The organism is Amycolatopsis mongoliensis (assembly GCF_030285665.1).
Taxonomy (GTDB): Bacteria; Actinomycetota; Actinomycetes; order Mycobacteriales; family Pseudonocardiaceae; genus Amycolatopsis; species Amycolatopsis mongoliensis.
This window is the reverse complement of record NZ_CP127295.1, coordinates 2,715,869-2,740,977: the sequence shown is the minus strand read 5'-3', so window position 1 is coordinate 2,740,977 and position 25,109 is coordinate 2,715,869. Positions and strand designations below refer to the sequence as shown.

The 25,109-nt window shown below is 71.5% G+C and carries 24 protein-coding genes; 10 read left to right on the top strand and 14 right to left on the bottom strand.

The genetic code is table 11. The annotated features are described in order from the left end of the window. Positions 1-30: 30 nt before the first annotated feature. From QRX60_RS13290 to QRX60_RS13280, 3 genes are read left to right on the top strand one after another with little or no spacing between them, the layout of a single operon-like run. Complete coding sequence (locus QRX60_RS13290) at positions 31-954, top strand: hypothetical protein (RefSeq protein ID WP_286001086.1); 924 nt, start codon at positions 31-33, stop codon at positions 952-954. A 4-nt stretch (positions 955-958) separates the two neighbouring features. Continuing rightward, positions 959-2,065: a pentapeptide repeat-containing protein gene (locus QRX60_RS13285; protein ID WP_286001085.1), complete on the top strand. Its 1,107-nt coding sequence runs from the start codon at positions 959-961 to the stop codon at positions 2,063-2,065. Then, positions 2,062-2,886 carry a pentapeptide repeat-containing protein gene (locus QRX60_RS13280; protein ID WP_286001084.1) on the top strand — a complete coding sequence of 275 codons (825 nt, stop codon included), beginning with the start codon at positions 2,062-2,064 and terminating at the stop codon, positions 2,884-2,886. The genes QRX60_RS13285 and QRX60_RS13280 overlap by 4 nt, the downstream gene beginning before the upstream one ends. Before the next feature lie 72 nt (positions 2,887-2,958). Here the strand turns inward: QRX60_RS13280 and purL are convergent, their stop codons facing one another. After that, a complete protein-coding gene (gene purL / locus QRX60_RS13275; RefSeq protein ID WP_286001083.1) occupies positions 2,959-5,265 on the bottom strand; it encodes a phosphoribosylformylglycinamidine synthase subunit PurL in 2,307 nt (768 codons plus the stop codon). 347 nt (positions 5,266-5,612) lie between these two features. Between purL and QRX60_RS13270 the strand changes: the two genes are divergently transcribed. Next, complete coding sequence (locus tag QRX60_RS13270) at positions 5,613-7,247, top strand: ABC transporter ATP-binding protein (protein WP_286001082.1); 1,635 nt, start codon at positions 5,613-5,615, stop codon at positions 7,245-7,247. Continuing rightward, on the top strand, positions 7,244-8,989 hold the full coding sequence (locus QRX60_RS13265; RefSeq protein ID WP_286001081.1) for an ABC transporter ATP-binding protein: 1,746 nt from the start codon (positions 7,244-7,246) through the stop codon (positions 8,987-8,989). Before QRX60_RS13270 ends, QRX60_RS13265 begins: the two co-directional genes overlap by 4 nt. Before the next feature lie 69 nt (positions 8,990-9,058). Here QRX60_RS13265 and purQ read toward each other — a convergent pair whose 3' ends face one another. Next, complete coding sequence (gene purQ, locus QRX60_RS13260; RefSeq protein WP_286001080.1) at positions 9,059-9,736, bottom strand: phosphoribosylformylglycinamidine synthase subunit PurQ; 678 nt, start codon at positions 9,734-9,736, stop codon at positions 9,059-9,061. Then, positions 9,733-9,972, bottom strand: coding sequence for a phosphoribosylformylglycinamidine synthase subunit PurS (gene purS / locus QRX60_RS13255; RefSeq protein ID WP_086675945.1), 240 nt, complete (start codon positions 9,970-9,972; stop codon positions 9,733-9,735). Before purS ends, purQ begins: the two co-directional genes overlap by 4 nt. A 160-nt stretch (positions 9,973-10,132) precedes the next feature. On the opposite strand from purS, the gene QRX60_RS13250 reads away from it, so the two are divergent. Beyond that, entirely contained in the window at positions 10,133-11,704 is a 1,572-nt protein-coding gene (locus QRX60_RS13250; protein ID WP_286001079.1) for a GMC family oxidoreductase, read from the top strand. 252 nt (positions 11,705-11,956) lie between these two features. Here the strand turns inward: QRX60_RS13250 and QRX60_RS13245 are convergent, their stop codons facing one another. Both QRX60_RS13245 and QRX60_RS13240 read right to left on the bottom strand, forming a co-directional pair. Next, the gene (locus QRX60_RS13245) at positions 11,957-13,453 is read right to left on the bottom strand and encodes an aldehyde dehydrogenase family protein (RefSeq protein ID WP_286001078.1); all 1,497 of its coding nucleotides are present in this window, start codon (positions 13,451-13,453) and stop codon (positions 11,957-11,959) included. Positions 13,454-13,487: 34 nt separating this feature from the next. After that, on the bottom strand, positions 13,488-14,627 hold the full coding sequence (locus QRX60_RS13240; RefSeq protein ID WP_286001077.1) for an MFS transporter: 1,140 nt from the start codon (positions 14,625-14,627) through the stop codon (positions 13,488-13,490). 61 nt (positions 14,628-14,688) lie between these two features. On the opposite strand from QRX60_RS13240, the gene QRX60_RS13235 reads away from it, so the two are divergent. Genes QRX60_RS13235 through QRX60_RS13225 form a run of 3 tightly spaced genes read left to right on the top strand, consistent with a single transcriptional unit; the run spans position 14,689 to position 17,070 of the window. Next, positions 14,689-15,627: an ArsR/SmtB family transcription factor gene (locus QRX60_RS13235; RefSeq protein WP_286001076.1), complete on the top strand. Its 939-nt coding sequence runs from the start codon at positions 14,689-14,691 to the stop codon at positions 15,625-15,627. Between the two features lie 3 nt (positions 15,628-15,630). After that, positions 15,631-16,401 carry a tyrosine-protein phosphatase gene (locus QRX60_RS13230; RefSeq protein WP_286001075.1) on the top strand — a complete coding sequence of 257 codons (771 nt, stop codon included), beginning with the start codon at positions 15,631-15,633 and terminating at the stop codon, positions 16,399-16,401. Positions 16,402-16,434: 33 nt separating this feature from the next. Next, positions 16,435-17,070 carry an MBL fold metallo-hydrolase gene (locus tag QRX60_RS13225; RefSeq protein ID WP_286001074.1) on the top strand — a complete coding sequence of 212 codons (636 nt, stop codon included), beginning with the start codon at positions 16,435-16,437 and terminating at the stop codon, positions 17,068-17,070. Here the strand turns inward: QRX60_RS13225 and QRX60_RS13220 are convergent. From QRX60_RS13220 to QRX60_RS13210, 3 genes are all read right to left on the bottom strand, one after another. Then, the gene (locus QRX60_RS13220) at positions 17,067-17,762 is read right to left on the bottom strand and encodes a DUF2334 domain-containing protein (RefSeq protein ID WP_286001073.1); all 696 of its coding nucleotides are present in this window, start codon (positions 17,760-17,762) and stop codon (positions 17,067-17,069) included. The genes QRX60_RS13225 and QRX60_RS13220 overlap by 4 nt on opposite strands. Before the next feature lie 74 nt (positions 17,763-17,836). Continuing rightward, on the bottom strand, positions 17,837-18,301 hold the full coding sequence (locus QRX60_RS13215; RefSeq protein WP_286001072.1) for an NADPH-dependent FMN reductase: 465 nt from the start codon (positions 18,299-18,301) through the stop codon (positions 17,837-17,839). Further along, positions 18,222-19,226, bottom strand: a complete 1,005-nt coding sequence (locus QRX60_RS13210) for a phosphoribosylaminoimidazolesuccinocarboxamide synthase (RefSeq protein ID WP_286001071.1) — start codon at positions 19,224-19,226, stop codon at positions 18,222-18,224. The genes QRX60_RS13215 and QRX60_RS13210 overlap by 80 nt, the downstream gene beginning before the upstream one ends. 47 nt (positions 19,227-19,273) lie before the next feature. Here QRX60_RS13210 and QRX60_RS13205 point away from each other — a divergent pair, with 47 nt between their 5' ends. Further along, on the top strand, positions 19,274-20,080 hold the full coding sequence (locus QRX60_RS13205; RefSeq protein ID WP_286001070.1) for an SAM hydrolase/SAM-dependent halogenase family protein: 807 nt from the start codon (positions 19,274-19,276) through the stop codon (positions 20,078-20,080). Here the strand turns inward: QRX60_RS13205 and QRX60_RS13200 are convergent. The 6 genes from QRX60_RS13200 to QRX60_RS13175 form a co-directional block, all read right to left on the bottom strand. After that, a complete protein-coding gene (locus QRX60_RS13200; RefSeq protein ID WP_286001069.1) occupies positions 19,963-20,844 on the bottom strand; it encodes an MOSC domain-containing protein in 882 nt (293 codons plus the stop codon). The genes QRX60_RS13205 and QRX60_RS13200 overlap by 118 nt on opposite strands. A gap of 324 nt (positions 20,845-21,168) precedes the next feature. Next, positions 21,169-21,897: an amino acid ABC transporter ATP-binding protein gene (locus QRX60_RS13195; protein ID WP_286001068.1), complete on the bottom strand. Its 729-nt coding sequence runs from the start codon at positions 21,895-21,897 to the stop codon at positions 21,169-21,171. Next, positions 21,894-22,661: an amino acid ABC transporter permease gene (locus QRX60_RS13190; protein WP_286001067.1), complete on the bottom strand. Its 768-nt coding sequence runs from the start codon at positions 22,659-22,661 to the stop codon at positions 21,894-21,896. Before QRX60_RS13190 ends, QRX60_RS13195 begins: the two co-directional genes overlap by 4 nt. Then, positions 22,662-23,432, bottom strand: coding sequence for an ABC transporter substrate-binding protein (locus QRX60_RS13185; RefSeq protein ID WP_286001066.1), 771 nt, complete (start codon positions 23,430-23,432; stop codon positions 22,662-22,664). After that, positions 23,429-24,202, bottom strand: coding sequence for an ABC transporter substrate-binding protein (locus QRX60_RS13180; protein WP_286001065.1), 774 nt, complete (start codon positions 24,200-24,202; stop codon positions 23,429-23,431). Before QRX60_RS13180 ends, QRX60_RS13185 begins: the two co-directional genes overlap by 4 nt. Before the next feature lies 1 nt (position 24,203). Then, positions 24,204-25,019 (bottom strand): substrate-binding periplasmic protein, encoded by an 816-nt coding sequence (locus QRX60_RS13175; RefSeq protein WP_286001064.1) that lies wholly within the window; start codon positions 25,017-25,019, stop codon positions 24,204-24,206. Positions 25,020-25,109: the final 90 nt, after the last annotated feature.

The window sequence follows — 25,109 nt, the reverse complement described above, 5'->3', positions numbered from 1 at the left end:
CGAACACCCAGCGCCCGGAAGGCATGAAAGATGACGTACCCGCCTCAGCCGGGCCAGCCCGGCCAGCCCGACCCGTACGGCCAGCAGCCCCAGTCCGGTGGCTTCCAGCAGCCGTACCCGCAGCAAGGCGGGTGGGACCCCAACCAGCAGCAACAGCCGTACCCGACGCAGCAGTACCCGCAGGGCTGGGACCCGAGCCAGCAACAGCAGGGCTACCCGTCGGGCGGGTTCCCGGCGAGCCAGCAGCCGCAGTGGGGTGACCCGAACGCCCAGCAGCAGCAAGCTTGGGGCGACCCGAACGCGCAGCAGCAGTCGGCGTGGGCGGACCCGAACGCGCAGCAGTACGGCCAGCAGGCCTGGGACCCGAACCAGGGCGGCCAGATGTCCGGCTGGGACCAGTCCGGGGGCTACGGCCAGGGCTTCGGCGGGCCGCCGGCGCCGCCGAAGCAGAGCAAGACCGGGTTGTGGATCGCCATCGGCGCCGTGGTCGTCCTGCTCGCCGCCGTGGGGATCACCGGCTTCGTCGCGCCCGGCTTCTTCCTGTCGAAGGACGACAACAACGTCGCGGCGCCGCCGTCGTCGAGCACGTCGGCCAAGCCGTCGACGCCGAAGTCGACCACGAAGAAGGCCCCGACGTCGACCAGCAAGCCGTCGTCGGGCGGTGGCGCGGACGCGAAGCAGGTGCTGCAGGGCTTCATCGACAAGCTGAACGCGGGCGACAACGCGGGCGCGCTCGCGCTGGGCTGCTCGGACTCGAAGGACCTGCTCGACTCGTGGCTCAAGACGTTCCTCAAGCCGCCGCTGCAGCTGACGCTCGGCGAGGTGCCGGACGACGAGTTCCTCGTCGAGGGCCAGGTCACCGGGACGTCCGCGGGCAAGAACGTCAAGGGCACGCTGAGCGCGACGAACTTCGACGACAAGGGCTTCTGCGTCAGCACGATGCTGGTGTCCTGACCCGGTGAAGCTGTGGCGATCACCGCTGGCGTGGACGTTCTTCGCTTCGGTGGTGCTGCTGGTGGGGGTCGGCGGCTGGCTGCTGGCCGACCCCGCCACCAGCCGCAGTGACGCGCTGAAGACCGGCGGCCTCGCCGGCGGCGCGATCGTGGCGCTGTACGCGCTGTGGCTGAACGACCGGCGCCGCCGGGTCGAGGAACGCCGCCAGGACATCGAGCGGCAGCGGCACGAGCTCGAGTCGCGGCGCGCGGAGCAGGACCGCGAACGGGTGGCCGACGAGCGGTTCGCGAAGGCCGTCGAACTGCTCGGGCACGCGGCCGACCAGGTGCGCGTGGGGGCGCTGCACGCGCTGGCGGGGCTCGCGCGCAGCCGGCCGGAGTACACGCAGACGGTGCTGGACGTGCTGTGCTCGTACCTGCGGCGGCCGTTCGAGCACCCGCGGTACCGGGACGATCTCGACCGGCACGACCGCGCCGCTGTGGTCGGGCCGGCCGAGGACGAGCGCGAACTGCAGGTCCGGTTGACCGCACAGCGGCTGGTGGTCGGCCTCCTGCCGGCGGCCGCGGACGAAAGCGCCTCCGGGTACGACCTCGACCTGACCGGCGCGACACTGGAGTACTTCGACCTCTCCGGGTGCCGCGTCCACGACCTCTTGCTGCGCTACGCAAACCTGTACAGCAGCACCAGCCTCAGTGGCACCGTCGTCACGGGCAAGGCGTACTTCACAGGCGCCGGCACGGGCTCCGGCCGGCTGGTCGGCATGTTCCGCTGCAAGGGCACGCGGTTCGAAGGGCGCGCATGGTTCAGCGGCACGCGGTTCGCCGAGGCTGCCGACTTCACGAACACGACGTTCGCCGGGCCGACGACGTTCAAGGACACCGTGTTCGCGAACGCCGCGGTGTTCGCCGGGGTGCGGGCCACGGATTCGCTCGACCTGCGGCGCACCCGGTTCGAAGGGCAGACCGATCTGCGGTTCGCGGCGCTGCCGGAGTCGGTTTCGCTGTACAACACCCGCGTCCGGTCCGAAAAGGATGTTCAGCTGCCGGCCGCCTGGACGCGTGAGGAACTGCGCGACGGCGAAGAGCGGATCGTCTCGAAGGCGGGCTCGTGAAACGCTTCTCACCGCTGGCCGCCGCTTTTCTGCTCAGCGCCGTCGTGTTCGCCGGTGTCCTGGTGTGGCTGCTCGCCGAGCACGCGACCAACCGGGGCGACGCACTCAAGACGGCGGGGCTGGCCGGGGGCGCCGTCGCGGCGTTGTACGGGCTGTGGCTCAACGACCGCCGCCGGCGCACCGAAGAGGACCGGCACGAGCTCGAACGCAGCCGGATCTCCGACGAACGGTTCGCGAAGGCGGTCGAACTGCTCGGGCACCAGGCCGACCAGGTCCGGGTCGGGGCGATCCACGCGCTCGCCGGGCTCGCCCGGACGCGGCCTGACGTCTACGCGCAAACCGTGCTCGACGTGCTGTGCGCCTACCTGCGGCTGCCGTTCGCCCACGGGGACTTCGGCGATCCCGTCGACGAACCCGCCGTGGCCGAACGGGAAGGACAGGTCCGGCGGACGGCCCAGCAGGTGATCCAGTCGCTGCTGGCGCGCGTCGGCACCCCGGACGCGCCGGCGTACACGCTCGATCTCTCCGGTGCCCGGCTCGACCGGTTCACCCTCGCCGGCCGGCGCGTCGGCCGGCTCGGCGCGCAGGGGACGACGATCGTCAACGGCGCCGCGTTCACGGACACCTCGTTCGAAGGCTCAGCGTTCTTCACCGGCGCGGAGATCCACGGGCCCGTCGAGTTCGTGCGGACGAAGTTCGGCTCCGGGACGGGATTCCGGGACTTCACGGTGCACGACGAGGTGACCTTCACCGACGTCGGCTTCGCGACGCCGCCCGATTTCACCCAGGCGCGCTTTCCCGCGGGGACCGAACTGCCCTGAGCAGCCCCCGTTTTCCACGCTGGCGGAGGGCACCGACAGTTCTCGGTGCCCTCCGGTCAGCTGTCCCCAGGCTCAGTCGAACAGGGCCGGGAGCGTCTTCTCCCAAGCTTCGCGAAGCTCGTCGAGCGGGAACTCCGTGATGCCCTGCAGCTCCAGCGTTCCCGACTCCGGGTCCACCACGCCCGTCTTGCGCCACGGGAGGCCGCGCGCGGTGCACATCTCCGTGAACCGCAGCTCCTCCGTGCGCGGGACCGCCACCAGCACCCGGCCCGCCGACTCGGAGAACAGCTGGACGAACGGGTCCTGGTCGGCGTCGAGGAACACCCGGGCGCCGCACTGTCCGATGAGGACGGTCTCGACCAGCGTCTGGATCAGCCCGCCGTCCGAAAGGTCGTGCGCCGCCGAGATCATGCCGTCGCGCGAGCCCGCCACCAGGATCTCGCCCAGCAGCTTCTCGCGGGCGAGGTCGACGCGCGGGGGCACGCCGCCGAGGTGGCCGTGGAGCTCGCGGGCCCACGCCGAGCCGTCCAGCTCGTCGTGCGTTTCGCCCAGCAGTAGCAGGGTTTCGCCGGCCTCCGCGCCGATGCCCGTCGGGATGCGGCGGGTCACGTCGTCGATCACGCCGAGGACGCCGATCACCGGCGTCGGCAGGATCGCCGTGTCGCCGGTCTGGTTGAAGAAGCTGACGTTGCCGCCGGTGACCGGGATGCCGAGCTCGACGCAGCCGTCCGCGAGGCCGTGCACGGCCTGCTCGAACTGCCACATCACGCCCGGGTCGGTCGGGGCGCCGAAGTTCAGGCAGTCCGACACCGCCACCGGCGTCGCGCCGCCCGTCGCCACGTTGCGGTACGCCTCCGCCAGCGCCAGCTGCGCGCCGCGGTACGGGTCGAGGTAGACGAACTTGCTGTTGCAGTCCGTCGCCACCGAGACACCGCGGCCGGTCGACTCGTCGATCCGGATCATGCCCGAGTCCGACGGCTGCGCCAGCACGGAGTTCCCGCGCACGTACCGGTCGTACTGCGACGTCACCCATTCCTTCGACGCCTGGTTCGGCGAGGAGATCAGCTTGAGGACGTCCGCGCGCAGTGCGTCCGAAGTGGACGGACGCGGGAGCTTCGCCGACGTGTCCGCGATCAGGGCGTCCTGAGTGGACGGACGCTCGATCGGCCGGTCGTACACCGGGCCCTGGTGGGCGACCGTGTGCGCCGGGACGTCGACGACGACCTCGTCGTGCCAGGTGATCACCAGGTGCTCGCCGTCGGTGACCTCGCCGATGTCGGTGGCGATGACGTCCCACTTGCGGCAGACGGCCATGAACGCCTCGACGTTCTCCGGCGAGACGACCGCGCACATGCGCTCCTGCGACTCGCTGGAGAGGACTTCGGCGGGGGTCATCCCGCTGGCGCGCAACGGAACGCGATCGAGGTAGATCTGCATGCCGCCGTCGCCGGCCGCGGCCAGCTCCGACGTCGCGCAGGAGAGCCCGGCGCCGCCGAGGTCCTGGATGCCGACAACCAGCTTCTGCGCGAACAGCTCGAGGCAGCACTCGATGAGCACCTTCTCGGTGAACGGGTCGCCGACCTGGACACTCGGCAGCTTCTTGCGGCCGGACGCCGACTCGTCACCCGAAAAGGTGTCACTCGCCAGGACGGAAACGCCGCCGATGCCGTCGAGGCCGGTGCGCGCGCCGAACAGGATGATCTTGTTGCCGGTGCCGGACGCGAACGCCAGGTGCAGGTCCTCGACGCGCATCGCGCCGACGCAGAGCGCGTTGACCAGCGGGTTCCCGGAGTAGGACGGGTCGAACACGAGCTCGCCGCCGATGTTCGGCAGGCCGAGGCAGTTGCCGTAGCCGCCGACGCCGGCGACCACGCCGGGCAGCACGCGCTTGGTGTCGGGGGCGTCGGCCGGGCCGAAGCGCAGCGCGTCCGAGACCGCGAGGGGGCGCGCGCCCATGGCCATGATGTCGCGGACGATGCCGCCGACGCCGGTCGCGGCGCCCTGGTACGGCTCCACATAGGACGGGTGGTTGTGGCTCTCCACCTTGAAGGTGACCGCCCAGCCCTCGCCGATGTCGACGACGCCCGCGTTCTCGCCGATGCCGGCCAGCATCTTGGCCTTCATCTCGTCGGTGGCGGTCTCCCCGAAGTACCGCAGGTGCTTCTTGGAGGACTTGTAGGAGCAGTGCTCGCTCCACATCACCGAGTACATGGCCAGCTCGGCGTCGGTGGGCCGGCGGCCGAGGATTTCCCGGATGCGGGCGTACTCGTCGTCGGCGAGCCCGAGCTCGCGGTAGGGCTGGGTGTGGTCCGGGGTCGCCCCGGCGCGCTCGGTGGTGTCAACGGTGCTGGTCACGGTGTCCGTGTCAGGGTTCGCCACGGCCGCCAGGATACGTGCCGGGTACCGGCGCCCCGGACGGTGGGCCCGCCGAATCGGGCGGACCCGGAACCGGTGTGACCGAGCCGACATCGCGGGTGGCCACCGCGCCCCAATGTGGCGTTGGTTGCGTCCCACGCACCCAATGTGGCGTTCGGTGCGTGGGACGCACCGAACGCCACATTGGGGCGCTTGGGTCTGGCGCCGGGACGCGGGAGGCGGGACGCGACGGCGCGGGAGGCGGGAGGCGGGAGGCGGGGTGGATGCGGCGGGGCGGGAGGCGGCGGCGAACTCGCACCGGCCGGAAATTCGGTCGCCTTCCGCTGGTCGGCGGCTTACCGTCGGGAATCGTGCTTTCCGCCACATATCCCTTTCCGCCGCTGCGGCTGCCCGCGCGGCCGAGCGCGAGCCGCTTCCTGCTCGCCGTGTTCCGGGCCCGGCTCGGCACGGTGCTGGGCGCCGCCGCGCTCGGCGTCGTCTGGGCACTGCCGGGTGCGCTGGTGCCGCTGGTGATCGGCCAGGGCATCGGCGCCGTCAGCGCGCACGACGGCGCCGCCGTCTGGCGCTGGGCGCTGGCCGCCGCCCTGCTCGGGGTGGTGCAGACGCTCACCGGGACCTGGCTGCACTTCCTCAACTACGGCCTGTGGCTGCACGGCGCGGGCTCGACGCAGCGCGCCGTCTCGGCGCACACCACGCGCGTCGGCGCCGGCCTGCGCGAGAAGACGACCACCGGCAACCTCGTCGCGATCTCCACGACCGACGTCAACCACATCGGCAACACCGTCGAGGTGACCGGCCGGGCGTTCGGCTCGCTGCTGGCGTTCGTCGTGGTCGCGGTGTGGCTGATCTCGACGTCCCCGCTGCTCGGCGTGGTCGCGCTGGTCGGCGTGCCGGTCGCGGTGCTGGGCATCGGGCCGCTGCTGGCGCCGCTGCAGAAGCGCAAGGCGAAGCAGCGCGAGAAGCGCGGTGACGTCAACGCGCTCGGCGCGGACATCGTGTCGGGCCTGCGGATCCTGCGGGGCATCGGCGGCGAGCGGCGGTTCTTCACCCGCTTCCGCGAGACGAGCCAGCGGGTGCGGCGGGCCGGCATCGAGGTCGGCCGGGCCGAAGCGTGGCTGGCCGCGGCCGAGATCGCGCTGCCCGGCCTGGTCACCGTGGTGATCACCTGGCTGGGCGCGCGGCTGGCCGTCGCGGGTTCGATCGACATCGGGCAGCTGGTGGCGTTCTACGGTATTTCGGCGTTCCTCATCTGGCCGGTCTCCGCGGCGACGGAGGCGGTCGGATCGATCACGTCGGGCCTGGTCGCGGCGCGGAAGGTGGTGGCGCTGCTGGCGCTGCGCCCGAAGCTGGCGGACCCGGAGACGCCGGTGCGGCTGCCCGGCGGACCGCTGGAGCTGGTCGACACCGAGTCCGGCGTGCGGGTCGCGGCCGGGCGGCTGACGGTCGTCGACTTCGGCGCCGACGGCGAAGCGGTGGCCGACCGGCTGGCGCGGTTCGCCGACCCGGCCGAGGGTGAGGAGGTGCTGGTCGGCGGCGTCCGGGCGGGCCACGTCGCGCTCGCGGAGCTGCGACGCCGGGTCGTCTACGCGCACAACCAGGACATCTGGTTCTCGGGCGTGCTGCGCGAGCAGCTGGCGCCGGCGCGGCCGAGCGGCGTCAGCATCACCGAAGCGCTGTACGCGGCCGACGCCGACGACATCGTCGAGGCCCTGCCCGACGGCGTCGACGAGGTGATCGGCGAGCGCGGGCGCGAGGTGTCCGGCGGCCAGCGGCAGCGGCTGAACCTGGCCCGCGCGCTGGCGGTCGACGCCGACGTGCTGGTGCTGGACGAGCCGACGTCGGCGGTCGACGCGCACACGGAGGCACGCATCACCGAGCGGGTCGCGGCGCTGCGCCGCGGCAAGACGACGGTGGTGTTCAGCCAGAGTCCACTGTGGACACATGTGGCCGACGAGGTTTTCACGGCGAAGGTGGTGACGGTGTGAAACGGCTCCCCACGGCGTCCCGGCGGGACGTCCGGCGCTGGGCGCTGAAGACGGCGGCGGCGCACAAACGCGAGTTCGGGCTGCTGCTCGCCGCGCTGTGCGTGGCGACGCTGATCGGGCTGGCCGGGCCGCAGCTGCTGGGCGCCCTGGTCGACGACGTCGCGGCCGGCACGACGACGGGCCACGTCGACGTGCTGGCGGCGGTGTTCGTCGGGATCCTCGTGCTGCAGGCGATCGCGCGGAAGATCGCGCGGATGCGCGGCGCGGTGTTCGGCGAGCTGGTGCTGGCCGAGACGCGCGAGGAGTTCGTCGGGACGGCGCTGCAGCTGCCGCTCGGCACGGTCGAGGCGGCCGGCACCGGCGACCTGCTCAGCCGCGCCACCACCGACCTCGGCCGGATCGACCACGCGGCGCGGTTCGCGGCGCCGGAGATCCTGATCGCGGCGGTGACCGTGGTGTTCACGGTCGTCGCGATGGTGCTGACGTCGCCGCTGCTCTCGCTGGGCCTGCTGGTCGCGGTGCCGCTGCTGGTGAGCGTGAACGTCTGGTACCAGCGGCGGATCCCGTCGGTGATGCAGTGGATGCTCGACCGGTGGGCGGACCTGACCACCAGCGTCCACGAGACGGCGGAAGGCGCGCGCACGGTCGAGGCGCTCGGGCTGACCGAGCGGCGGGTCGGCGCCGCGTACGACGCGCTGGACCGCAGCATCCTCGGCGAACGGCGGATGCGGGCGCTGCAGCTGCGGTGGCTGCCGTCGCTGGAGATCAGCTACGTGCTGCCGCTGGCGGTGATGCTGCCGCTCGGGCTGCTCGCGTACACGCGCGGCTGGGCCGGGCTCGGCGAGATCACCACGATGCTGCTGTACGTGCAGGCGATGTCGGGCCCGCTCAACGAAGCGCTGTTCTGGCTGGAGGACCTGCAGGTCGCGGCGGCCGCGGCGCGCCGGATCCTGGGCGTCCACTCGGTGTCCCTCGAGGAGTCGCCGAAGGTGACCGAGGTGCCGCGCGGGCGCGACATCGACGTGCACGGCGTCCGGTTCGCGTACACGGCCGACCGCGAGGTGCTGCACGGCATCGACCTGCGCGTCCCCCGCGGCGAACGGCTGGCGATCGTCGGCCCGTCCGGCGCCGGCAAGTCGACGCTCGGCCGGCTGCTGGCGGGCATCGCGGCACCGTCGTCCGGTTCGGTCCGGATCGGCGGCCGGGACGTCTCGTCGCTGGCCGACGACGTCCTGCGCGGCGAGGTCCTGCTGCTGACCCAGGAGCACCACGTGTTCTCGGGCACGCTGCGGCAGAACCTGGCGCTGCCGGCCCGCCGGGCGGGCGGCGACTGGACGGACGACGAGCTGCTGGCGGCGCTGACGTCGGCGGGCGCGGCGGAGTGGGCCGAGACGCTGCCGGACGGGCTCGACACGAAGCTGGGTTCGGGCGAGTACCCGGTGCCGGCTGCGATCGCGCAGCAGCTGGCGCTGGCCCGCGTGGTGCTGGCGGACCCGCACACGCTGGTGCTGGACGAGGCGACGTCGCTGCTGGACACGGGCTCGGCCCGCGACCTGGAGCGGTCGCTGAACAGCGTGCTGGCGGGTCGCACGGTGATCGCGATCGCCCACCGCCTGCACACGGCGGCGGCGGCCGACCGCGTCGCGGTGGTCGAGGGCGGCCGGATCACGGAGCTGGGCCCGCACGATCAGCTGCTCTCCGCTGGCGGGTCCTACGCCCGCCTGGTGGCTGCGGCGAGCTGACGTCGTGAGTGTTTAGGGCGGTTCTAACCGCCCTAAACACTCACGACCAGCCGCGGCAGACTGAGAAACTCAGGCCTTGATCAGCGCGTCCACCGCGCTGTAGAACATGCCGAGCCCGTCGTCCGACGGCCCGGTCAGCGCGTCGATCGCGTGCTCCGGGTGCGGCATCAGGCCCACGACCCGGCCGTTCTCACTGCGGATCCCCGCGATGTCGTTGCGCGACCCGTTCGGGTTCCCGCCCACGTACCGGAACACGACGCGCCCCTCGGCCTCGAGCTCGTCCAAAGTGGACTGCTCGGCCATGTAGCAGCCGTCGATGTTCTTCATCGGGATGAGGATCTCGGCACCCTGCTCGTACCGGGTCGTCCACGCGGTGTCGGTGTTCTCGACGCGCAGCCACTGGTCGCGGCAGATGAAGTGCAGCCCCTGGTTGCGGATCATCGCGCCGGGCAGCAGCCCCGCCTCGCACAGGATCTGGAAGCCGTTGCAGATGCCGAGCACCGGCATGCCCGCGCGGGCGGCCTCGATCACCGGCGTCATCACCGGCGCGAACCGGGCGATCACGCCGGCGCGCAGGTAGTCGCCGTACGAGAAGCCACCCGGGACGACCACCGCGTCGACGTCGTGCAGGTTCTCGTCCGCGTGCCACAGGGGCACCGCTTCCGCGTCGGCGTAGCGGACCGCGCGGGCCGCGTCGCCGTCGTCGAGCGTGCCGGGGAAGGTGATGACGCCGATGCGCGCGCTCACGCGTCCACCCGCGTGATGGTCCACTGCTCGATGACCGGGTTCGCGAGGAAGCCCTCGGCGATCTTCTCGAGCGTCGCGTCGTCGACCGTGTCGTCGACCTCGATCTCGAAGTGCTTGCCCTGGCGGATCTCCTTGATCCCGGTGAAGCCGAGACGGCCGGCGGCGCCGAGCGCGGCCTGTCCCTGCGGGTCGAGGATTTCGGGCTTCGGCATGACGTCGACGACGACTCGGGCCACGGCAGGCTGCTCCTTATTCACGCAGGTCGTGGGTACCCCGCGAGCATAGTTCACCCAGTTCGGCAGGCCGCGGGGGCCGCCGGGAAAACTAGACTGGCCGACGGCGCGCCGCTGCGCCATGATGAGTCGTTGACATCGCGCCAACAGCTGTGGAGGCACCGTGGACTCCTACGACTACGTGATCGTCGGCGCCGGGAGCGCCGGGTGCGTGCTGGCGAACCGGCTCACCGAAGATCCGTCGGCCCAGGTCTTGCTGCTCGAAGCGGGCGCGGAGGACACCGCGGACGAAATCCACATCCCCGCCGCGTTCCCCTCGCTGTTCAAGACCCGGTGGGACTGGAACTACGAGACCGTCGAGCAGAAGCACACCGGCAAATCCGCGTACTGGCCGCGTGGCAAGATGCTCGGCGGCTGCTCGTCGATCAACGCGATGATCTACATCCGCGGCAACCGCGCCGACTACGACGGCTGGCGCGATTCCCACGGCGCCGAAGGCTGGGGCTGGGACGACGTCCTCCCGTACTTCAAGCGCGCCGAGGGCAACCAGCGGCTCGACGGGCCGCTGCACGGCACCGACGGCCCGCTGCACGTCGAGGACCGCCGGTTCACCCACGAACTGTCGAGCGCCTGGGTCGACTCGGCGATCGCGTGGGGCCTCAAGCGCACCGACGACTTCAACGGCGAGAGCCAGGAGGGCGCCGGCGTCTACCAGGTCACCTGCAAGAAGGGCCGCCGCTGGTCCACCGCCGACGCGTACCTGCGCCCGGCGCTCGAGCGGCCGAACCTCACGGTGAAGACGAACGCGCCCGCGTCCCGCGTCGCCTTCGAGGGCACGCGCGCGGTCGGCGTGTCCTATTTGGACAGCGGCGTCGAGCGGACCGCGCGGGCATCGGCCGAGGTGATTCTGAGCGGCGGCGCGGTCAACTCGCCGCAGCTGCTGATGCTCTCCGGCGTCGGCCCGGCCGAGCACCTGCGCGAGCACGGCATCGACGTCGTCGCCGCGCTGCCCGGCGTCGGCGAGAACCTGCACGACCACCCCGCGTGCGGGATCATCTGGTCCACGCGCGGCACCACCGACCTGGTCGACGCGGCCACGCCGCGCGGGCTGGTCCGCTACCAGCTGACGAAGCGCGGGCCGCTGGCGTCGAACATCGGCGAGGCGGGCGCGTTCTTCCCGACCACGGACGGGCTTCCCGCGCCGGACATGCAGATCCACGTCGCGCCCACGCTGTTCTACGACAACGGCATGCGCGAGCCGACGGTCCCCGGGTTCACGTCGGCGGCGACGCTGGTGGACGTCGCGAGCCGCGGCCGGCTGCGGCTGAAGTCGGCGAACCCTTCGTGGAAACCGGAAATCGACCCGGCGTACTACGCGGAGTCGGCGGACATGGACAAGATGGTCGCCGGGCTGCGGGCGCTGATCGAGATCGGTCGCGCCGGCCCGCTCAAGCGCTTCCTGGACAAGCCGTTCCTGCCCACGCGGCACGATCTGACCGACGCCGAGCTGGCCGAGCACATCCGCGAGAACACGCAGACGCTGTACCACCCGGTCGGGACGTGCTCGATGGGCACCGGTGAGCAGGCGGTGGTCGATCCTGAACTGCGGGTGCGCGGCGTCGAGGGGCTGCGGGTGGTGGACGCGTCGGTGATGCCCGTGGTGCCGCGGGGGAACACGAACGCGCCGACGATCATGGTGGCGGAGAAGGCGGCGGATCTGATCCGGGGGCGTTGAGGCGGCGCACCGGGCTGGGGCGCTCACGCAGGCGAACGCCGGGCCGGCTCGGTGCTCGCGATGACGATGTTGTGAATGACTCATTCCTGTCGCCGGACGACAGGAATGAGTCATTCACGACATCCGCGCTGCCGCCATTCGCGAATCGGCCCGCCAGGGGAAGGCGGGCCGCGTCCCCCGGTATCCAGTTTATCGGGGGCCACCGACAGTTCCGGGGTTGTGGACGCGACTTGTCCACAACCCCGGCCCTCCTCAGCGCTTGCCGTGCAGGATCGTCACCAGCTTCGCCACCAAGGCGTCCGTCGAAGGCTTGCGGCTGAACGACGTCAGCGTCATCGGGGCCGTGAAGCGCTGGCGGGCGATCGCCTTCGTGCGGGCGAACTCGCGCAGCCCCTCCGGGCCGTGGATGCGGCCGAAGCCCGAGTCGCCCACGCCGCCGAACGGCAGGGACGCGATACCCGCGAACGACAGCGGTGCGTTGATCGCCGTCATGCCCGTGCGCAGCTTCTCGGCCAGTTCCACGCCGCGGGACTTCGAGAACACCGTCGAGCCCAGGCCGTACTTCGTGCTGTTCGCCTTCTCGACCGCTTCGTCCATGTCGCGGACCTTCGCGATCGTCACCGTCGGGCCGAACGTCTCCTCGGTCACCGCCTCGGAGTCCTCCGGGACGTCGACCAGCACCGTCGGCTGCGCGTACCGGTCGCCGACCGCTTCCTCGCCGCCGAGGACCGCCTTGCCGCCGCGGGCCAGCGCGTCCTGGATGTGGCGCTTGATCACCCCCAGCTGCGAGGGCATCGTCACCGGGCCGTACTGCGCCGCCTCGTCCGAGCCCGCGCGCACGTCCTTCGACTTCTCGACGACCTTCGCGACGAACTCGTCGTGGACCTTCTCGTGGACGTACACCCGCTCGACGCCGATGCAGGTCTGGCCGGAGTTCGAGAACGCGCCCCAGACCGTCGCGTCGGCCGCCGCGTCGAGGTCGGCGTCCGCGTCGACCAGCACCGGGTCCTTGCCGCCCGCCTCGATGACCACCGGCGTGAGCGTCTCCGCGGCCGCGGCCATGATCCGCTTGCCCGTCGCCGTCGAGCCGGTGAACGCGATCTTGTCGACGCCCGCGCCGACCAGCGCCGCGCCCGTCTCGCCGAAGCCCGTGACCAACTGCAGCACCGGCTGCTCCGGCACGATCTCGGCGAACGCGTCGACCAGCCACTTCCCGACGCCCGGCGTGTACTCGCTGGGCTTGAACACCACGGCGTTGCCTGCCGCGAGCGCGTACGCGATGGAACCGAGCGGGGTGAACACCGGGTAGTTCCACGGGCCGATCACGCCGACCACGCCCAGCGGCTGGTACTCGACGGTCGCCGCCTGGTTCGACATCAGCAGCCCGGCCGAGCGCTTCTGCTTGCCGAGGATCTTCTTCGCGTGCTTGCCCGCCCACGCGATGTGCTCGATGGCCAGGACGCTCTCGAGCTGCGCGTCCGCGATCGGCTTGCCGGTCTCGTCGCGGACCACCTGGCACAGCTGCGGGAGCCGCCGCGTCAGCACGCCCTTCCAGCCGCGGAGCCGCTCGGCGCGCCCGGCGAAGCCCAGGTCTTCCCACCACTTCGCCGCGACACGCGCTCGCGCGACGGCCGCCTGGACGTCCTCGGCGGTGTGCACGGGGTAGGTTCCGACCACCTCGTCGGTCGCCGGGCTGAGCGAGTCGAAGGTCTCGCCGACCGACGTCGGCTTCGGCTGGACGGCAGTCATCGGCGTCTCCCTGGAGGTAGCGGGTCAGCCCAGGTTACGACGTTACTGACATCGTGCCAATAGCTCGTGCGGGCTTCGCCACCAGCATTCCACCGGCGATCGCCGCGGCAAAGACACCGAACAACGGTGCGAGCCACAACGGCAGCACGCCCACCGCCAGCGAGCCGAGCCCGAAGCCGGCCGCTTGCACCGTGAACGAGAGTGAGAACCCCGCCGACCTGCGGTTCTTCGGCAACAGGCGCTGCAGGTTGACCGAGGTCGCGGCCACCAGCGGTCCCGTGCACGCCCCGATGACGGCCACCGACCCGAACAGCCCGGCCCAGCCGAGGTCGGCGGCGAGCGCGAGCCCGCCGACGACGAACCCGGCGAGGAACAGCCGCGGGTCGCCGGTCTTGCCGCGCCATGCGTAGAGCGCGCTGCCCGCGATGCTCGCCCCGCTCAGCACCGCGATCACGACCGGCGCGGCCGTCTCGGGCGCGCCGAGCCGCTGGACCAGCGGCAGCGGCGCGACCTCGATCGTCGACAGCAGCAGCCCGACCGTGAACGCGCAGCACAGCCACGGCAGGTAGGTGACGATTCGCGCGGCCGGGGCTTCGTCCCCGGATTCCATCCGTTCGCGCTCACCCGCGCGGCGCGGGACGAGCGCGGCGGCGACCACGCAGGCGACGGCCATCGCGGCGACCGGGACGACCGCGCCGGCCAGGTCGAGCAGTGCGACCAGCGCCGGTCCGCCGATGAGCACGCCTTCGAGGAGCATCGCGTCGACGGAGATCGCGCGCGGCAGCAGCTCGTCGTCGACGGTGTCGGCGAGGAGCGTCCGAAAGCCGCCGGACAGCGCCCCGCCCGCGATGCCGGGGAGCAGGACGACCGCGACCAGAACGGGACCGGGCGCGTCGGCGACCGCCGCGAGGGTGGCGAACCCGGCGGCGGTCAGGAGCAGCAGCACCGGCAGCCCGCGCGAAGGGCCGACGCGGTCGAGCAGCCGCCCGACCGGCACCGCGCAGAGCATTTCGGCGGCAACGTAGACCGACATCAGCACGCCGCCCAGCCGGTAGGAACCGGTCGTCGCGGTGGTCAGCAGGGTGAACGCGAGCGGCGCCATGGTCGCCGGGAGCCGCGCGAACTGGACGCCCGCCGACCAGCGCCAGTAGGCGCGATGGGTGAACAACGACATGCGCACACGCTCGTCCGTGGCCAAATCGAGGCACACTGATTCGGGTGAGGGCGAATCACCGATGATCGAGCTGGTTCTGACCGCGGCCGGCGCGCAACGCGTCCGGTTCGCGATCTCCCCACTGGAGGAGGTGCTGGGTGCCGTCCGGACGCTGCTCGGCGTCCGCGGGCACCCGGCGAACCTGCCGTGGGCGTCCGCCGCGCCCGCCCTCGACGTGCCCGAGCTGGCCGCGGTCCTGAGCGCGCGGCACTACATCACCGAGTTCCTGAGCCCGCCGCCCGTGGGCCCGGAGACGACGGCGGAGGCGCAGCTGCGCGCGGTCCGGGCTACCGCACCGCACCAGGTCGCGCTGGAGCTGGCGATGGTCGACGCCGACCTAACGATGCTGCCGGACGATCCGGCTTCCGCGCGCGACCTGCTGGCCGACCAGCTCGAGACGGTGTGGAACGTGCTCCTGGCGCCGGAGTGGCCCCGCCTGCGCGAGCTGCTGGCGGCGGACATCGCGTTCCGGACGCGGCAGCTGGGATCCGGCGGGATCGCCTCGATGCTGGCCGGGCTGCACCCGCGCGTGCGGCTGTCGGACACTTCGGTCCTGGTGGACGTCCGCGCACGCGAACGGCTGGAGATCGATTCGCGCGGGCTGCTGCTGATCCCGGCGGTGTTCGCGTGGCCGGACGTCGGCGTCGTGACGGTGCCGCCGTGGCAGGTCTCGCTGCTCTACCCGGCTCGGGGCGTGGCTTCGCTGTGGACGTCCGCCGCGGCGCCGCCGGAACCCCTGGTCGAGGTCCTCGGCCGGACGCGGGCGCTGCTGCTGGCCACCCTCGACCGCCCCGCGGCGACGACCGAACTGGCCCGCCGCCACGGCTTGGCACCGGCGACGGTTTCGGCGCACCTCACGACGTTGCGCGCGGCGGGGTTGCTGACGTCGGAACGTCGTGGTCATCGGGTGCTGTACCGGCGGACCGAGCTGGGCGACGCGCTGCTCACCGGCAAACTGTGACGCATGAGCAGAGCGGTGACCTGGGACGGCTTCCACAACACCAGAGACCTCGGCGGCCTGCCGACCAGAGCGGGTCGCACGACTCGCCGTGGCGCCTTCTTCAGGGCGGCGGACCTCCGGTTCGTGACCGACGCCGGCTGGGCCCAGGCGCGGGAGTCCGGCGTCCGGACCGTCATCGACCTGCGCAACGCCGACGAGATCCGGCCGACGGCGGACAGCCCGACGGCGCTGGCGGGCTCGGCGCGGTTCGCCGCCGCGGCCGGTGTCGCCACACCGGCGGGTATCGAGCGGGTGGAGGTTCCCCTCGACGACATCGACGACGTCGAGTTCTGGCGGCACGTCAACCGCGAGCGGCTGAACGGGACCCCGCTCTACTACCGCCTCTTCCTCGACCGGAAGGCCGAGCGCTGCGCCGCCGTCATGGCGGCGATCGCCCGGTCCGCCCCCGGCGGCGTCCTGTTCCACTGCGGCGCCGGGCGGGACCGGACCGGACTGGTCGCGCTCCTGCTGCTGGCGCTCGCCGGCGTCGGACCCGACGCGATCGCCGCGGACTACGCCCTGTCCGCCGAGCCGGTGAAAGCGCTGTTCGCCGAGATGGGCACCGAAGACCAGGGACCGGCCATCGCGGCCGTCCTCGCGGAGCGGAACACGACGACCGCGGCCGTCATCCGGGACACGCTCGAAGGATTCGACGCCGAGCGGTACCTCCTCGAGGCCGGGGTGCACTCCGGCGACCTCGAAGACATCCGGCGCCGGCTGACGAACCCGGACTAGGCTGGAATCGACCACCTGTGAAGGAGAACATCGATGCGTATCGTCCATTTCGGACACGCCTGCCTGCTGCTGGAGACCGGCTCCGAGCGGATCCTGATCGACCCCGGCGCGTTCTCCACCGGGTTCGAGGGTGAGCGGGAGCTGTCCGCCGTGCTGATCACGCACCAGCACTTCGACCACCTGGACGTCGACCGGCTGCCGAAGGTCCTCGAAGCCAACCCGGACGCGAAGCTGATCGTCGATCCCGGCTCGGCTCCCGAGATCGAAAAACTGGGCCTGCCGTTCGACGTCGCCAACGTGGGGGACGCCTTCGCCGTCGGGGACACCTCGATCAAGGCCGTCGGCGGGGAGCACGCCGTCATCCACGCCGACATCCCGGTGATCCCGAACATCGGCTACGTCTTCGACGACGGCGCGTTCTTCCACCCCGGCGACTCGTTCTTCGTCCCCGAGCAGCGGATCGACGTGCTGGGCCTGCCGACGGGCGCGCCGTGGCTCAAGGCCGGCGAGGCGGTCGACTACCTGCGGGCCGTCGCGCCGCGGGTCGCCGTGCCGATCCACGAAGCCGTGCTGGCCAACCCGGCCATGCACTACGGCCTGTTCGGCAACCTCGCGCCCGAAGGCACCGAGGTCAAGGTGCTGGAGCGGGCCGAACCCGCGAAGTTCTAGGCCGCCACCGTGCGCAGCGAACCGTACGTCGCGCCGTACGCGCGGTTCTCCAACGCCACGTCGACGGCGTCGAGCAAGGCTTGGCGGAGGCCGGGGCGGGTGAGGTCCGTGGCGTCCACCCCCAGCCGGACCAGCCCGCCCCGGCGGGCCGCGCGCGCCGCCGCCAGCACCAGTGCGAAACAGCGCACCGTTTCCGTGCGGTGCGACTGGCTCGTGAACTCGCTCACGCGCGCCCGGCGCACCTCACCCGTGACGAGGTCGCGGACCGCGCCGAGGTCCGCGCACAGGCGGAACCCGTGTTCCGCGAGCGCCTGCAGCGTGCCCTGGGAGGCGATCCAGCGCGGTGGTGCGAAGCCGTCGACGGACAGGCCGGCGTTGTCCAGCGCGGCCTTCGCCGCGATCAGCCGGAGCCGCGCCTCGTGCGCCGGCAGGGTCGCGAACTCCGCCTTCTTGCCCAGGTACACCGTGCGGTGCGTGGGCGTGACGGTGTGGTCGTACCCGTGCAGCAGCACGGAATCGCCGGCCCGGGCGCGCGTGCGCACCCACTCCGTCACCGGGCCTCCGCCGGTGCGGGCGGCGTACAGCACCGAGAGCGGCACCCGGCGGCGGTCGAGCTCGGCCGCGAGGTCGGCGCACCGGTGCAGCGTGCGCGGGGTGATTCCCGACAGCGAAACCAGCAAGCGAGCGTCCACGCCACCATTGGGACGGACGCGTCTGACGTCGTCGTGAACTGCGCAGGACGGGCGGGCGACCGTTGCCGGAAGGGTCAGACGCCTTCGCGCAGGCGCTGCGCCGCCACCGCGATCCGGCCCCGCAGATCGGGGTCGGCGACCTGGCCGTCGGCGACGTCCGCTCGCGAGACCGGGATCCGTGCGCACGCCTCGTCGACGATCTTCGCGCCCGCGTACGTCAAGACCTTGCGGAGCGAGTCGTGGGCGTCGCGGCCGCCGGTCGGCGCGGCGACCGACGACGCGTTGATCCACGCCACCGGCTTGCCGTAGATCTCGCCACCGCCGACCGTCCAGTCCAGGAGGTTCTTGAACGAACCCGGCAGGCCGCCCGCGTACTCCGGCGTGCAGATCAGGACGGCGTCGGCCGCCTTGATCGCCGCGCGCAGCTCCGCGACGGCGGGGTGCAGCGGGTCGCGGTCGTCATCCGGGTTGAAGTGCGGCAGGTCGCCGAGGCCGGTGTAGGTCGTGCTCGAGGTGAGCGTCGCCACGGTCCCCAGCACCGCCGCATTGCCGGAGCCTGCTCGCAGGCTGCCGCAGATCAGCAGGATCACGAAGCCAGTCTGCCAGGGAACGCCCGGTGATGCGGTGGCATGCCTCGAGGTAGCGGGCGCGCGTGGCGGCCACCACTTCGGGCGGCAACGGCGGCAGCGCCGAGACGCAGTCCCAGCCGGATGCCGGGCCGACCAGCCAGTCACGCACCTGCTGCTTGTCGAACGACCGCCGCTGACGGCCAGGCCGGTGGGCGCCCGCGAGCCAGTAGCGCGCCGAATCCGGGGTCAGCAGCTCGTCCGCGAGCACGAGCCCGCCGTTCCTGCCGATGCCGAACTCGAACTTCGTGTCGGCCAGCAGCAGGCCCTGCTCGGCCGCCCGCGCGGCACCGCGGCGGTACAGCTCCAGCGACGCCTCCCGGACCTCCTCGGCGAGCTTGCGGCCGACGATGTCCACGAACGCCTCGAAGTCGATGTTCACGTCGGGTTCGCCGGGCCGGGTCTTGGTGGACGGCGTGAAGATCGGCTCGGGCAGCCGGGCCGACTCGGGCAGCCCGGCCGGCAGCGCGACCCCGCACACGGAGCCGGACCGGCGGTAGTCGGCGTACCCGCGGCCGGTGAGGTGACCGCGGACGACGGCCTCGACCGGCAGCATGTCGAGCCGTTCGACCAGCAGCGCGCGGCCACGGACCGCTTCCGGGATCCGGGGCCCGTCGAAGGCCACCAGGTGGTTCGGGAGGACGTCGGCCAGTTCGGCGAACCAGAACACGCTCATCGAGGTGAGGACGTGGCCCTTGTCCGGGACGGGGGTGGGGAAGACCTGTTCGAAGGCGGAAATGCGGTCGGAGGCGACGAGCAGGAGGAGGTCGTCGCCGACTTCGTAGAGGTCACGAACCTTGCCGGGGACGAGCTCCCGGCACGCGGGGAGGGGGGTCACGCGCTGAACCCTAACGGGCACGCTCCGCCACCATGGATGATGCTGGCATGGCGTACGACTGGATCTCGGTGACGACCGACTACGGCCTGCGCGACGGCTTCGTGGCGGCCTGCCACGGCGTGATCGCGCGGCTGGCACCCGCCGTGCGGGTGCTCGACGTGACGCACGAGGTGCCGCCCCAGGACGTCCGGCACGGGGCCATGGCGCTGGCCCAGACCGTGCCGTTCCTGCCGGAAGCGGTGCACGTCGCCGTCGTCGACCCGGGTGTGGGCACGGACCGGCTCGGCGTGGTCGTCGTCGCCGACGGCGGGCTGCTGGTCGGGCCGGACAACGGTGTCCTGCTGCCGGCCGCGCACGCGCTGGGCGGGGTCCGGGCGGCGTACGAGCTGGCCGAGCCGTCGCTGCGGCTGCCGGTCACGTCGGCGACCTTCCACGGGCGGGACGTCTTCGCGCCCGCGGCGGCGCACCTCGCCCTGGGAGTCGCGCCGGCGGACTTCGGCGACCGCGTCGACGACCTGGTCGCGCTGCCGGAACCGTTCGTGGCGGCGTTCCCCGGGAAGCTGGTGTCGGAGGTGCTGACGGTCGACCACTTCGGCAACGTCCAGCTCGCCGCGACCCCGGCGGACCTGGAGCTGTCGGGGTTGTCCGGCCCGGTTGCCGTGCACAGCGAGCGGGTCGCGGTGATCACCGAGATCGGGCGGACCTTCGCCGACGTGCCCGCCGGCGCGAGCGTGCTCTACACCGACTCCGCCGGACGGCTCGCCGTCGCCGTCAACGGCGGTTCCGCCGCGGCCGTGCTCGGGCTCGGGCCCGCCCAGGAGTGCACGATCACCTCGTCGCCGACCGCCACCTGACCGGGCTGCAGCACCGCGGCCTTCATCCCGAAGATCACGCCGCCGTCCGGGTGCCGGCGGTAGCCCGCGAGCGTGCGGATGGGCTCGGGGCCGGCCTTCTCGCCCGTCTCCTGGTCGACCATCGGGACCGTGCAGCGCACGCACTGCTTGGCGTAGCTGAACTTCGCGGTGCCGGCGGTCATCGCGCGGACCTCGTCCTCGGTGTGCGGCTCGGCCCAGCCGGAGACGATCACGTTGGGCCGGAAGCGGTCCATCGGCACGGGCTCGCCGCCGCGTTCGAGGATGCGCGCGTTCAAACCGTCCAAAGAGGACTCGCTGGCGACGAGCAGCGCGTGCCCGTCGGCGAACGCGGCCGTGCCGGGCGTCTCGCCGCCGGTGACGCGCTCGTGGTCCGGCGCGACCCCGATCAGGACGGACGGCAGGCCGAGCAGGTCCGAGAACCACTGCGCGGCTTCCTCGCCCTGGTGGACACCGCTGCCCTGCCAGGAGAACGTCGAACCCGGGTGCCGCGGGCCGTCGCGCCGGACGTCGACGACGAGGTCGTCGAAACCCGGCGCCGACAGCGCGAGCCGGTCGCCGAGCACTCGCGGCCGGACCGACGCCAGCACCGGGTACCGCCGCTGGCTGCGGAAGTCGCCGTCCGGGGCGACGACCTGGAAGACGCGGTCGTGCGCCAGCCCGGCCGGCCCGACCTCCGCGGCCGGCACCGAGGTGCCGGCACAGCCTTTGACCGGGTAGTACGTCAGCCGCGCGATCCTCGCCATGCCCGCAGGCTACCCGGACGCCCCCCACCCGTCGTGAGTGTTTAGGGCGGTTAGAACCGCCCTAAACACTCACGACCGGCTAGTGTCGCGCGTTGCAGGGTGTTTGGCGTTCGGGGCGGCGGGAACCTGCGCCATGAGAGCCCATCCCGGGCAGTCCCGGCCGCGATGCAGTGAATGACCCATTCACCTCGTCCGGCGACATGAATGACTCATTCATGTCGTCCGACCAGCCGGCGCGACCCTCGGCAGATCCGGGTCCGATGCACCCGATGCCACCTTGGCGCGCAGGGCCGGGCCGCTGTCAACGAACCTCAGACGCGCGACCTAGAGCACCTGGGACAGGAAGCGCTGGAGGCGGGGGCTCTGCGGGTCGTCGAACAGCTGCGCCGGTGGGCCCTGCTCGACGATGCGGCCTGCGTCCATGAACGCGACCTCGTCGGCCACGCTCCGGGCGAAGCCCATCTCGTGCGTGACGACGATCAGCGTGAGACCCCGCGAGGCGAGCCCGGCCATGAGGTCGAGCACGCCCTTGACCAGCTCGGGGTCGAGCGCGCTGGTGGCCTCGTCGAAGAGCATCACCTCGGGGTCCATCGCCAGCGCCCGGGCGATCGCGACGCGCTGCTGCTGACCACCCGAAAGCGCGCTCGGCCGGTACGGCGCCTTGTCCGCGAGACCGACGTCGGCTAGGCGTGCGCGGGCGATCGCCGACGCTTCCTCCTTGCTCAGCTTCTTCACGCTCCGCAGCGGCAGCACGATGTTGTCCAGCACGCTCCGGTGACCGAAGAGGTTGAAGTGCTGGAACACCATGCCGACGCGCCGGCGCAGTGCGTCCGGGTCGGCTCGGACCACGGACTCGCCGTCGAGCAGCAGGTCGCCGGAGTCGGGTTCCTGCAGGCGGTTCACGCACCGCAGGAGCGTCGACTTGCCGGAGCCGGACGGTCCGATCACGCACGTCGTCCGGCCGCTCTCGACCTTCAGGTCGACGCCGCGCAGGACTTCCAGGGTGCCGAAGCGGACGTGGATGTCCCGAAGCTCCACACTGGACGAACTCACCACGTGCCGACCCTCCCCCCGGCGCCGAGCTCGACCGGATCACGCTCGTCCGGTTCGGCGGCGCGCACCTTGCGGCCGGTCCGGAGCTTCTTGTCGATGTGGTTCACCAGGTGCGTCAGCGGCACGGTGATGACCAGGTAGACGAACCCGGCGGCGACCAGCGGTGACAGGTTGCCGGTGTTGGCCGCGAGGTCCTGCCCGATGCGGAACAGCTCGCGCTGCTCGGAGAGCAGGCCGAGGAAGTACACCAGGCTGGAGTCCTTGATCAGCGCGATGAACTGGTTCACCAGCGCGGGCAGCACGCGCCGCACGCCCTGCGGGATGACCACCAGCGCCATCGCCTTGCCATAGCTCATCCCCAGGGCCCGGCTGGCCTCCAGCTGCCCGTGGTCGACGCTCTGGATGCCGGACCGGAAGATCTCGCCGATGTAGGCGGCCGCGATCAAGCTCAGCGCCAGGATGCCGAGCGGGTAGGGATTGGTGCCGACGACGTCCCGCGCGAGCGTGCCGAGGCCCTGGCCGATCACGAGGATCGTCAGGATCGCCGGCAGGCCGCGGAAGATGTCCGTGTAGATCCGCGCGGGCCAGCGCAGCCAGCGCTTGGTGGACAGAGCCAGCACCGCCAGCACCATGCCGAACACGATGCCGATCAGTCCGGACGTCAGCGCGAGGATGAGCGTGTTGAGCAGGCCGGTTTTGAGCAGGTCCGGGAAGACCTGCCAGATGTACTCCCAGTTCAGGAAGGTGTCGAGGAACTGGTCCATCTACTGCCCCGGCTTGAAGTCGGCAGGAACGGGGGCGGTGGGTTCGAACCGGTCGTGCACCTTCAGCCACGTCCCGTCGGCGACGACCTTCTTGATGCCGTCATTGAGCTTGGTCGCCAGTTCGTCGTCGCCCTTCTTGACCGCGAAGCCGTGCGGGATGGTCGTGACGATCGACTTGGCCACCTCGAGCCCCTGGTTGTTCTTCGCGTAGTCCTCGGCGGTGGCCTGGTCGAACACGGCACCGTCGACCGCGCCGGACTTGAGCGCGCTCAGCGCGGCGGCGTCGTTCGGGAACCGGACGGCCTGCGCGGCAGGCGCGTTCGACCCCAGCCAGGCGTCCGACACGGTGCCCTGGACGACGCCGATCCGCTTGCCGGCCAACGAGTTCTCGTCGGTGATGCCGGCGGTCTCCCTCGCCGCGATGCCGAGGGCCTGGTAGTTGTACGGCGCCGAGAAGCCGACCGTCTTCTTGCGGGCATCGGTCTGCGCGATGGCCGAGCTGCCGATGTCGAAGGTGCCGTTGGCGACCTGGCCGAGCAGCGCGGAGAAGTCGGTCGCGACGAACTCGAGCTTCAGGCCCTCCTTCTCCGCGATGGCCTTGAGCAGCTCGTTGTCGAACCCGGTGAAGGTGCCGTTTTCCTGGTAGGCGTTGGGTTTCGAGTCGCTGAGCGTGCCGACGCGCAGGGTGTCCGACGCGGTGCCCGAAGTGCCGCACGCGGTGAGGGCGGCCAGCAGCGTCGCGGCGAGGGCGGTGGTCAGCGTCTTCTTCACGCCCCACCCCCGGAGAACCCGGGCGGCACCGGCACGGTCGGCAGGAACTGCCGGTGCAGCTTGAGCCAGGTACCGTCGGCGATCGACTTCTTCAGTCCCTCGTTGATCTTGCCGAGCAGATCCGCGTTGCCCTTCTTCACCGCGAAGCCGTGCGGCACGTCGCTGACGAAACTCTTCACGACGACGAGCTTCGCGTCCGGGTTGTCGGTGACGTTCTTCTCGGCGATGCTCTGGTCCAGGATGTACGCGTCGACGGCGCCGGTCTTCAGCGCGGTCAGCGCGGCGGCATAGTCGGGGAAGCGGACCGCTTGCGCGGCCGGGACCGTGCTGGTCAGCCAGTGGTCGCCGACGGTCGCCTGGATGACCGCGACGCGCTTGCCCGCCAAGCCCTTCTCGTCGGTGACCGGCGTGCCCTGCTCGGCCTGGATGCTCATCGTCTCGAAGTCGTAGGCCGCGGAGAAGTCGACCGTCTTCTTGCGCTCGTCGGTCTGCGCGATCGCCGAGCTGGCGATGTCGTAGCGACCGGACGCGACCTGCCCGAGCAGTCCGGAGAAGTCGGTCGCGGCGAACTCCAGCTTCAGGTTCTGCTTGGCCGCGATGTCCTTGAGCAGTTCGTTGTCGAAGCCGGTGTAGGTGCCGTCCTTGAGGAAGATGTTCGGCGGCGCGTCGCTCAGCGTGCCGACGCGCAGCATCGAGGAAGCGCTGTCCGAACCACTGCAAGCGGTCAACGTGAGCGCGGCGGCCAGTGCGGTGACGATCAGCTTCTTCATCTCAGACACCGACGTTCTTGACGGGCAGGCCCGGGCCGCCCTGCCGGAGTTCCCTGGACAGCGGCGTGCTCTTGTAGAACTGCGCGTAGATGCGGGCGACCGTGCCGTCGGCGACGGCCTTCGCGAGCCCGTCGTTGAGCTTGTTCAGCAGGTCGGTGTTCTTCTTGGCGACCGCGAACGCCGACGGGGTGTCCTTGTCTTCGACGGTGTAGCCGAGCTCCAGCGGGACCGTGGGGTTCTGATCGAGGTACTTCTGGCCGATGTCCTGCGGTACGACCCAGCCGTCGAGCGTGCCGTTCTTCAGCTGCGCGAAACCCGCGTTGTAGTCCGGGAACCGGACGACCTGCGCACCGGCGGTCCTGCCCGCGAACTCGTCCTGCACCGAACCCTGGACGACGCCGAGCCGCTTGCCCGCGAACGCCGCCGGGCCCTTGAGGTTCGCGCCCTTCGCGGTCACGATCGTGGTGAAACCGGTGTTGTAGCCGTTGGAGAAGGCCACCGTCTTCTTGCGCGCCTCGGTGCTGGAGATCGTCGAGCTGCCGATGTCGAACTTGCCGTTCGCCACGCCCGCCAGCAGCCCGGCGAACTCCGTGCCGACGAACTCGACCTCGAAGCCCTCACGCTTCGCGATGTCGCGCAGCAGTTCGTTGTCGTAGCCGGTGAAGCGGCCGTTCTCCAGGTAGATCGACGGCGGGGCGTCGCTCAGGGTGCCGACGCGCAGGGTGGTCGAACCACTGTCCGAGCCGCAAGCGGTCAGGGTCAGCGCCAGCGCGCCCGAGGTGACGAGCGCGGCGATTTTCGACAGCGTGGATCTCATCGCTTCTTCCATGGTTGAGCGCGCGCGGGTCGCGCGCGAAGAACACGGGGTCAGCGATCGAGATTAGGGATTTCGTCCGGAAGAGTGGAT

Excerpts from the sequence above, each read along its gene's own strand:
- QRX60_RS13290 (WP_286001086.1), top strand. The coding sequence starts at position 31 with ATGACGTACCCGCCTCAGCCGGGCCAGCCCGGCCAGCCCGACCCGTAC.
- QRX60_RS13245 (WP_286001078.1), bottom strand. The coding sequence starts at position 13,453 with ATGACTGCCGTCCAGCCGAAGCCGACGTCGGTCGGCGAGACCTTCGAC.
- QRX60_RS13240 (WP_286001077.1), bottom strand. The coding sequence starts at position 14,627 with ATGTCGTTGTTCACCCATCGCGCCTACTGGCGCTGGTCGGCGGGCGTC.
- QRX60_RS13235 (WP_286001076.1), top strand. The coding sequence starts at position 14,689 with ATGATCGAGCTGGTTCTGACCGCGGCCGGCGCGCAACGCGTCCGGTTC.
- QRX60_RS13230 (WP_286001075.1), top strand. The coding sequence starts at position 15,631 with ATGAGCAGAGCGGTGACCTGGGACGGCTTCCACAACACCAGAGACCTC.
- QRX60_RS13225 (WP_286001074.1), top strand. The coding sequence starts at position 16,435 with ATGCGTATCGTCCATTTCGGACACGCCTGCCTGCTGCTGGAGACCGGC.
- QRX60_RS13205 (WP_286001070.1), top strand. The coding sequence starts at position 19,274 with ATGGCGTACGACTGGATCTCGGTGACGACCGACTACGGCCTGCGCGAC.
- QRX60_RS13200 (WP_286001069.1), bottom strand. The coding sequence starts at position 20,844 with ATGGCGAGGATCGCGCGGCTGACGTACTACCCGGTCAAAGGCTGTGCC.
- QRX60_RS13190 (WP_286001067.1), bottom strand. The coding sequence starts at position 22,661 with ATGGACCAGTTCCTCGACACCTTCCTGAACTGGGAGTACATCTGGCAG.
- QRX60_RS13180 (WP_286001065.1), bottom strand. The coding sequence starts at position 24,202 with ATGAAGAAGCTGATCGTCACCGCACTGGCCGCCGCGCTCACGTTGACC.
- QRX60_RS13175 (WP_286001064.1), bottom strand. The coding sequence starts at position 25,019 with ATGAGATCCACGCTGTCGAAAATCGCCGCGCTCGTCACCTCGGGCGCG.